Genomic DNA, 8,389 nt, shown 5'->3' on the forward strand with positions numbered 1-8,389 from the left:
GGTGACCGGCCGTCCGCCGAAGTGAGGTGTCCCGATGCAGGAGGGCACCGGCGTCGAGGTTCTCGCGGGGGTCGACGGCTGGATGACCAGGCTGGGCCCGAAGCTGCGCGAGCTCCGCAAAGAGCGCGCGCTGACGTTGGAGGCGGTCGCCTCCTCGGCCGGCCTGACCAAAGGTTTCTTGAGTCTGCTGGAACGCGGTCAGACCACCATCTCGGTGCCCAACCTGCTGCGCGTGTGCGAAACCCTCAGTGTCTCAGTGGGTTCGCTGTTCGACTATCCGGATTCGCCGGTCGTGCGCGGCGGTGGTGCCCCAGTCGAGATGGGCGGCACCGGAATCCGCGAATATCTGCTGACGCCGGAAACCGAACGCAATCTGCAGGTGATGCGGACGGTGCTGCATCCCGGCGGCGGGACGGGCGGGGCGTACACGCTGGATTCCGAAACCATCTTCGTCTTCGTGCTGCGCGGGTGTCTGCGTCTGACGGTCGACGGCCAGGAATCGGTGCTCAAAACCGGCGACTGCTACACCTTCTCGGCCAAGGCAGCGCATTCCTGGGACAACCCGGGACCGGATGTCAGCGAGGTATTGTGGTCGATCACGCCACCGATCCCGCGGAATTCGGACCCGAATCGGGCCTGAACGTGCTCTACTGACCAGACAGTGTGGTGCCGGGGAAGGTATTTGGGTGGTCAAGAAGTCAGCGGGAAAGCGCGCTGAGGGCGACGAGAAGATCGCCGTCGATCAGCGCGTCCGTGTCTATGCCGACACCGACGACGAGGTACGGGGCGTCGTGGTCGAGGATTTCGGCGACCTGGCCGGCCACGCGGTCGATGTCGGGGACGTGCACATCTCGGATGCGGCGCGGCGCTGGGCGGTTCTCACCGATGCCGGCACCCTGGTGTTCGTCGACAGCCACCAGATCGCCTCGGAGTAAAGACCGCTAGCCGAACAGGCGTCGGCGTCGCGGCACCGGAGGCCGTCGTGACGCGTACGGCCAAGGATTGTTCCGCTCGGGAACCGCGTCGGCGCGCACCTGCTTGAGTTGCGTTCGCAGATTCGCTTTCAGCTCGTGCAACTCGGGATCGGTCCAGCGATTGATCGCCTCGATCGGGTCGTCGGTCAGGTCGTAGAGCTCCCATTGGTCGTCGAGCGGACTGGTGCGATACGTCTCGCCCCCCATACCGTTGGCGGCGAGATGCCGAACCCCGGGCTCGGTCCAGGTGCCCGGGTCGTCGAACGTGCGCACCAACTTCCACAGGTGACCGTCGACCCGGGTGACCAGCCCTTCGAAGTTCGCGGCGGTGTGTGCCGGAATCCGGATACGCAATGGCGCAGGGGGATTCACCGTCTGCTTGAGGCGGCGGCCCAGACCTGAGGCTCCGGTGTCACCTTCGAGCATGTTGTCGCGGGTCATGATGTACACCGCCCGTGTGTCGTCGGCAGGCGCCCCGTCGACGATCGGCATGAGATTTCGGCCCGGCAGCGGGTGAACTTCGGTGAAGGATTCGGAAAGCGTTGCGGCAGTGGACTGTACGTCGATGCCGGCGGCGTCGAGCAGGGTCGGCAGCAGATCCACGTGAGAGGTTGGCGCGGTCACCGTTCGCTGCTCTGTCGCGCCGGCGCCGACCCGCGCGATCACGAACGGTACGCGGGTTGCCTCGTCGTAAAGGTTGAACCACTTCTGATGCAGTCCGCCGTGCGCACCGAGCAGGTCGCCGTGATCGGCAGTGCGCACCAGCACGGCTTGCTCCGAGCCGCCGTCGGTCACCGCCCGGCGAACGCGGTCGATAGGCCCGTCCACCTCGGCGTGCAACCGGTAGTAGAGGTCCCGATAGCGTTGCGCGCCAGAGTCATAAACCCGCTGGATCGCCGCAGCGGGCCCATACCCGGAGTAGTAGGCCTCCCGGAAGGCGATCTGCGCGGCGGGCTTGGTGCGCAAGTCTTCTGCCGCGGTGGGCGCGGGCGGAACCCGCGGTGGATCCAGGGGCGAGGGTTCCAGCGGGCTTCGCAGCGCCCAGGTGGGGAACAGCACGATGTCGTGCGGGTTGACGAAACTCGCCACCAACAGAAACGGCCGCAGTGCCGTCGCGTCACCGGCACGCCGGCGGGCATAGCGATCCTGCAGCCAGGTCACCACCCGGTCGGCGATCAGCGGGTCGCGCCGGACGCCGCTGTTGGCCAGTCCCGCGCCGTGCGGTTCGGGGCCGACCCAGCCGGAGAACCCGAACGGGGCAAGGGGATCGGCGTCGAGATAGCGACGTACCGCACCGGGATCGACGACACCGTCGTCGTCATTGGTCGCCAGCGGGCCACCGGTCTCGGGATCGGTCAGGTCGGCGTGCGAGATGTGCCACTTGCCGTCGTAATGGGTGTCATAGCCCGCCGCGCGGAACCAGTTACCCAGAGTGGGCACTTCACCGCGGCGCAGCCAGCGCATCCGCGAATCGTCAAATACCTTTCCGATGCCGTCGGTCTGGGTGACGCCGTGCAGATCGGGATACTGCCCGGTGAAGATCGTCGGCCGGCTCGGCACACAGGCCAGCGAGCCGGTGTAGTGGCGCCCGAAACTCACCCCGTGCTCGTCGAACCACCGCCGGCCGTTCAATACTCGCTGCCGCCAGGCCAGAACGTCCTCGGCCTCGTACGGCGGAGTCGCACGTTCCTCGTCGGTCATCACGATGATGATGTCGGGGCGTTCAGACATGTTGTTCCTCCAGTCGTTTCGCCAGGCACGCGAGGAGGCGATCGAGCTGCGCGACGGATGCCCGAGCGAGGGCTCGTTCGGCAATCCGTTTCAGCGGATTGGATCCCACGGTCACCGCACTCGTCAGGGTCACCTCGGTGAGACCCCGGGCGATCGGTCGCAGTGTCCAGCGGTTGTGAAGTCGGCGCACCAGCGGGGGAAGTCCCTCGACGTCGTAGGCAAGTGTGTGCGGCGGGTCGACGTCGGTGATCCGCTCGACGAGCGTTGTGCGCCCGAGCTGCACACGGCGCGACGTCCCGACGGTGCCGCCGGCCGCTCCGTGATCGAGTACGCAGGAGTGGTCGACGATGTCGGCCCACGAACTGATCGCGCCGAAGTCGGCCAGCACGTCCCAGATCTTCTGCGGGTCGGCGGCGATTGCTCGGCTGCGGCGGATGTCGGCCACCGGACCATTCAACCGCATTCGTGATGGTGATGAGGCGAATGTGGGAGGCCACCGTCAACGCCGTCGTTGGGCTACGCTGCGCGCGATGAACGAGGTTGTACTGGCTCGCGCGCTCGCCGACCTGCCACAAGAGGTGGCACGAGTCCCGGCTCCCGTCGTCCCGACCGTCGATCCGCCGTATGCGATACGGGTGGCGACGGCCGCCGATGCCGAGATGGTCGCCGAATGGATGAGCCGGCCGCATCTGGCGCAGGCGTGGGAATACGACTGGCCCGTCGACCGCTGGCGCCGGCATCTGCAGGCGCAACTCGACGGCACGTATTCCGTGCCGCTGATCGTCAGCCTCGACGGTGTAGACGACGGGTATCTCGAGCTGTACAGGGCGGCAAAGGATTCGATCGCGCCCTGCTATGACGCGGACCCATACGATCTCGGCCTGCATGCCGCCATCGCCAGCACGGCGCTTCTCAACCGCGGTGTGGGGCTCGGCCTGCTTCCCCAGCTCATCACCAACCTGTTCGCGGTCGAGCCGCGGTGCCGGCGGGTGATGTTCGATCCCGACCACCGCAACGCGGCCGCCCGACGGGTGTGCGAAGCCGTGGGATGTGAATTTGTCGGCGAGTTCGACATGTCGAACCGGCGCATGGCGCTCTACGCGTTCGAGCGGCCTGCTGAGCTCAACTAAGTATGGTTAGGCGTACCTATTGAAACTTAGGTAAGTCTTAGCTAATCTCCGACGGCGATACTTACTCGTCAATATCTTGCAGAAGGAGATTTCGTGCACGCCGCTGTCAACTATTCGGGGGCTGATCTTGTTGCCAGCCCGGCAATCTCGGCGCGCCGCGCCAGCAGATTCACCATCGCCGGTGCGGCGATGATCACCGCGGGCGCGCTGGTCGCCGGTCCGGCCACCCAGTCGCTGCCTGACGAAATCCAGCGGCGGGCGGTCCAGGCCGTCGAGCTGACCGGCCTTTCGGTCACCGCCTCACCGTTGACCATCTACCCGCAGATCGTGACCAACACAGTCACCAACATCGCAGCTCTGACCCAGGCCATCGCGGCCGATCCGCTTCCTGTTCTGTCTCAGGTGGCGCGCAACCAGCTCGGCTACGCCACCGAGCTCGGCACCGCCATCGGCGGCATCCCGGTCAACTGGGACAACTACATGGCGGGTCGCGGCGGGACGTTCCTGGCGAACCTCAAGGTCGCCATCGACCAGGGCAACAACGCCGAGATCGTGAACCAGCTGAGCAGTTTCGTGCTGTACGGCGCGCTGGCAACGATCACGCCGATCTACAACGCGCTGCTGACTTACACCCCCCGCGGCAGCACGGTGGCGAATCCCGGTATCCCCCAGCAGATCGCGCAGAACTTCGCGAACGCCGTCGGCGCGATCTTCAGCAGCACCACTCTGGTCAACGGCATCTTCCAGCCGGTCTACGGTGCGGCGTTGAGCGTGTTGGCCACCGCCGGAGACATCGTGGGCGGTCTGGTTCAGTCGGTGTCCGCCGGCGACGCCGTGGGAGCGATCAACACCGTGGTCAACACCCCGGGTCTGTTCGTCAACGCGGTGCTCAACGGCTGGAACAACCCGAAGTCCGCCGCGCCGTTCCCGGCTCTGCTGACCTTCATCCCGGTGGCACCCCCGACCGACCCGGCCAACGGGGTGACCGTCACCGGTCCGTCGATCGGCCTGCTCGGCCGGCTGCTGGTCTCCATCCCGCAGGCGATCGCCAAGGCCATCACCCCGGTCACCACGACGACGGCAAGCAGCACGCCGGCGGCGACCGCGGTGTCCGCGGCAGCGGAGTCGGCGCAGACGAAGGCCGTGACGGCCGGCACCTCTGAGGAGGCCACGACCTCGACCGAGGGATCCACGGCGACCTCGGCGGCGAGCTCGACCGAGACCGCGACGAGCGAGACCGCTGAAAGCGCCACCAAGAGTGCCGTTTCGGTCCCGACCGCAGCCGGCAAGACCGCCAAGAAGACGGCCACGTCATCGACGAAGGCGAGCAGCGACACCGGCTCGGCCGGCAAGGCCACCGGCGGCAAGAAGTCGACCGCAGGCAGTGCCCGCAGCCCGCGCGGCAAGGCCGCGTCGTCGAGCTCAGCGTCGAGCTCGTCGGACGCCAAGTAACGGTATGAAGAGCCGGGCCCCCGCATGGGGGCCCGGCTTTTTCCAGTGAGGACTGTCGATATGACCGACGTGACCGCAGCACCGATCGAGGCGGCCCACCGTGCCGAGGCCCCCGAGGGCATGACACCGGCCGATGTGGTCGCACAGCTGGCAGCCGCCGTTCCCGAACGAACGGGAGACGACTACCTCATCTACGAGCAGCACGGCCGCTGGACATTGGCGATCGGCGCTCGGACGTCCATCGAGCTCGATCGCGACGAATGCCGCATCCACGATGGCCAGACCGTGGTCGCACACCCATGGAGCGGACGTCCGGCACAGGTGCTTGCCGCCGCGCTCGAGTCCGCGTTGGTCGACGGTGGGCCGGCATTCGGTTGGATCGCCTTCGAATTCGGTGCACACCGCCACGGCTTGTTCGACAAGCTTCCGGTGGGCGCACCGCTGGCCCGCATCTTCACCCCGCGCAGCCGGGTGGTCGTCTCGGATGACCGAATCCAGGTGGTCGACGGTGACGAGGAGATCGACGCGGCGATCCGTGCGCTGCGGCCGGACCGCCTCAACGCGCGGGTGGGCGTGGTGGATGTGACCACCGACCCCAGCCGGTACCGCGATCGCGTCGCGACGGCGGCCGCCGAGATCCGGAGCGGCCGCTACCAGAAGGTCATCCTGTCCCGTGCCGTCGACGTGCCGTTCTGCGTCGACTTCCCGGCGACTTACAGCCTGGGACGCAGAAACAACACCCCCGCGCGATCATTTCTCCTGCGGCACGGCGGAATTCGGGCTCTGGGGTTCAGTCCCGAACTGGTGGCAGCGGTGCGCAGCGACGGAGCGGTGGTGACCGAACCGCTGGCAGGCACGAGGGCGTTCGGGCGCGGACCGGACGACGACCGGGCGGCCCGGGACGATCTGGAATCCGACGCCAAGGAGATCGTCGAGCACGCGCTGTCGGTGCGAACCTCTCAGGACGAGATCGCGGAGGTGGCCGAGCCCGGCAGCGTCGCGGTCACCGACTTCATGACCGTGCGGGAGCGGGGCAGTGTTCAGCACCTCGGCTCGACCGTCGGCGGCACATTGCTGCCCACCCGCAACCGGATGGACGCGCTGGAGGCGCTGTTTCCTGCCGTGACGGCGTCGGGAATTCCGAAAGGCCCCGGGGTAGAGGCGATTCTGCGGCTCGACGAGATGCCGCGTGGTCTGTATTCCGGCGCGGTCGCGATGTTCACCCCCGACGGCGGGATGGATGCCGCGCTGGCGTTGCGCGCGGTGTACGAAGCCGACTCCCGGACCTGGCTGCGCGCCGGAGCGGGCATCATCGCCGCCTCGACGCCCGATCGGGAGTTCGAGGAGACCTGCGAGAAGATGGCCTGCCTGGCGCCCTACCTCGTCGAGCGGTGAGCCGGCTCAGCCACTCAACTGCGCGACGAGGGAGCGCTTGTCGACTTTACCGACCGCTGTCGTCGGCAACGCCGGCATCGGCGCGATCATGTCCGGGCGGCAGTGCACAGCGACGCCGCGGGCGTCGAGATGCTCGTTGAGCTCGGGCAGCGCGACCGGGCTGCCATGGAAAACAATTGCCGCACAGATTTTCTCGCCCAGGTAGGGATCAGGCAGGCCGACCGCGGCCGCGGCCGCGACCCGCGGGTGGGTCAGCAGATGGCTCTCCAGGTCCAGGGCGGCCACGGTCTCCCCGCCACGAACAATGACGTCCTTGACTCTGCCGGTCACCTCCAGATACCCGTTGGCAAAGCGGCGCACCGTGTCCCCGCTGCGGTAGAAGCCGTCCGGGGTGAACGAACGCTGGTTCTCCGCCTCCGCCCGGAAGTATCCGTTGATGGTGTACGGCCCCCGCACCAGAAGCTCTCCCGGCTCACCGTCCGGCACGGGGGCACCGGCGTCATCGACGATGCGCAACTCGTCGTCGTCGGCCAGCGGTTTGCCCTGGGTGTGGTCGACGATCTCCGGGGGATCCCCAATCCTGGTGTAGCACAACAGTCCCTCGGCCATCCCGAACACCTGCTGCAGGCCGGGGGTGAGCACGGACCGGATGTGTCCGGCGTCGTCCGCGGCCAGCTTGGCGCCACCGACCTGGAGCAGTCGCAACGTGGTGGGGGGCTGCTCCTCCCATTCGCAGGCGTGCGCCCACAATCGGGCCAGCGCGGGCACCAGCGCGGTGGCCGTGACACGGTGACGGGCGATGGTGGCGAACGCCGCTTCCGGGCTGGGGTCTCGTCCGAACACGACGGTGGCACCCACGCTCATGGCACCGAGCAGGCCGGGGCACGCGAGCGGAAAGTTATGGCCGGCGGGCAGCGCGACAAGATAGACGTCGTCGCTCGTCATCTCGCACAGCGCGGCACTGGCCGTCGCGTTGTAGACGTAGTCGTCGTGGGTACGGGGGATCAGTTTCGGGGCACCCGTCGTGCCACCGGACACCAGCAGCAGGGCTGGCCCGCTGGTGTCGGGCTGCAGTTGCGGCGGCTTTCCGGTGCCCTCGCACAGCCGCGACCACGTGATGTGCGGACCCGCGTCACCGTCGATGATGATGTGTCGCAACTGGTTGGGGCGCTGCGCAAGCCGCTCGGCCATCGCCCGGTAGTCGTAGGCGGGGTCGCAGCCCACGATGATCCCGACCGCGCCACTGACATCCAGGAAGTGCACCAGCTCTGCGTCGCGATGGCCGGGCAGGCAGAGCACGGGCAGCGCGCCGGCACGCAGCAGACCGAACAGCGCGACCGCGAACTGGCAGCTGTTCGGCAACTGAACCAGCACGCTGTGCCCCGGCTCGATGCCCAGCGCGGACAGCCCGGCGGCGGCGGCGTCGGCTCGACGGTCCAGCTCGGCGTAGGTGAGGCGAGCCGAATCGTCGACGATCGCCGGCCGGTCGGGCCACCGCGTCGCGGCCGTCCGCAAGATCTCGTCGAGTGGCCGGCCGGCCCAGTACCCCGAGTCGCGATAGTGCCTCGCGCGGTCCGGGGGGAAGGGGGTGAATCCGCTCATTGCGCTCCCTGACGTAGCCATCTCCACGCAGCAAGCATAGGGTAGCCTTCCCAAAGTTAGGTGAGGCTGTTCTGAGGTAGGGAGGCGACAGTGACCGCGGCTGAA

Annotated in this window: 8 protein-coding genes; 5 read left to right on the forward strand and 3 right to left on the reverse strand. The window is 67.6% G+C overall.

Going from position 1 to position 8,389, the window contains the following annotated elements; genetic code table 11:
- The first annotated feature begins 34 nt into the window (after positions 1 to 34).
- Together AB4879_RS07385 and AB4879_RS07390 are read left to right on the forward strand one after the other, a co-directional pair.
- Complete coding sequence (locus AB4879_RS07385; RefSeq protein ID WP_233209093.1) at positions 35 to 640, forward strand: helix-turn-helix domain-containing protein; 606 nt, start codon at positions 35 to 37, stop codon at positions 638 to 640.
- A gap of 46 nt (positions 641 to 686) precedes the next feature.
- Positions 687 to 935 (forward strand): hypothetical protein, encoded by a 249-nt coding sequence (locus tag AB4879_RS07390; RefSeq protein ID WP_036342815.1) that lies wholly within the window; start codon positions 687 to 689, stop codon positions 933 to 935.
- 6 nt (positions 936 to 941) lie between these two features.
- On the opposite strand, the gene AB4879_RS07395 is transcribed toward AB4879_RS07390, so the two are convergent.
- Both AB4879_RS07395 and AB4879_RS07400 read right to left on the reverse strand, forming a co-directional pair.
- Positions 942 to 2,705, reverse strand: coding sequence for a sulfatase-like hydrolase/transferase (locus AB4879_RS07395; protein ID WP_370507065.1), 1,764 nt, complete (start codon positions 2,703 to 2,705; stop codon positions 942 to 944).
- Entirely contained in the window at positions 2,698 to 3,168 is a 471-nt protein-coding gene (locus AB4879_RS07400) for an SRPBCC family protein (protein ID WP_370507066.1), read from the reverse strand. The genes AB4879_RS07395 and AB4879_RS07400 overlap by 8 nt, the downstream gene beginning before the upstream one ends.
- 67 nt (positions 3,169 to 3,235) lie before the next feature.
- On the opposite strand from AB4879_RS07400, the gene AB4879_RS07405 reads away from it, so the two are divergent.
- The 3 genes from AB4879_RS07405 (at position 3,236) to AB4879_RS07415 (ending at position 6,682) form a co-directional block, all read left to right on the forward strand.
- Entirely contained in the window at positions 3,236 to 3,835 is a 600-nt protein-coding gene (locus tag AB4879_RS07405) for a GNAT family N-acetyltransferase (RefSeq protein WP_370507126.1), read from the forward strand.
- Between the two features lie 93 nt (positions 3,836 to 3,928).
- Positions 3,929 to 5,287: a hypothetical protein gene (locus AB4879_RS07410; protein ID WP_370507067.1), complete on the forward strand. Its 1,359-nt coding sequence runs from the start codon at positions 3,929 to 3,931 to the stop codon at positions 5,285 to 5,287.
- Positions 5,288 to 5,347: 60 nt separating this feature from the next.
- On the forward strand, positions 5,348 to 6,682 hold the full coding sequence (locus AB4879_RS07415; RefSeq protein ID WP_370507068.1) for a salicylate synthase: 1,335 nt from the start codon (positions 5,348 to 5,350) through the stop codon (positions 6,680 to 6,682).
- 6 nt (positions 6,683 to 6,688) lie between these two features.
- Here the strand turns inward: AB4879_RS07415 and AB4879_RS07420 are convergent, their stop codons facing one another.
- The gene (locus AB4879_RS07420; RefSeq protein WP_370507069.1) at positions 6,689 to 8,284 is read right to left on the reverse strand and encodes a (2,3-dihydroxybenzoyl)adenylate synthase; all 1,596 of its coding nucleotides are present in this window, start codon (positions 8,282 to 8,284) and stop codon (positions 6,689 to 6,691) included.
- Positions 8,285 to 8,389: the final 105 nt, after the last annotated feature.

Origin of the sequence: Mycobacterium sp. SA01, from assembly GCF_041287105.1 — a bacterium.
Classification (GTDB): Bacteria; Actinomycetota; Actinomycetes; order Mycobacteriales; family Mycobacteriaceae; genus Mycobacterium.

Coding starts and splice junctions, on each gene's coding strand:
- AB4879_RS07385 (WP_233209093.1), top strand. CDS start 35: ATGCAGGAGGGCACCGGCGTCGAGGTTCTCGCGGGGGTCGACGGCTGG.
- AB4879_RS07395 (WP_370507065.1), bottom strand. CDS start 2,705: ATGTCTGAACGCCCCGACATCATCATCGTGATGACCGACGAGGAACGT.
- AB4879_RS07400 (WP_370507066.1), bottom strand. CDS start 3,168: ATGCGGTTGAATGGTCCGGTGGCCGACATCCGCCGCAGCCGAGCAATC.
- AB4879_RS07405 (WP_370507126.1), top strand. CDS start 3,236: ATGAACGAGGTTGTACTGGCTCGCGCGCTCGCCGACCTGCCACAAGAG.
- AB4879_RS07415 (WP_370507068.1), top strand. CDS start 5,348: ATGACCGACGTGACCGCAGCACCGATCGAGGCGGCCCACCGTGCCGAG.
- AB4879_RS07420 (WP_370507069.1), bottom strand. CDS start 8,284: ATGAGCGGATTCACCCCCTTCCCCCCGGACCGCGCGAGGCACTATCGC.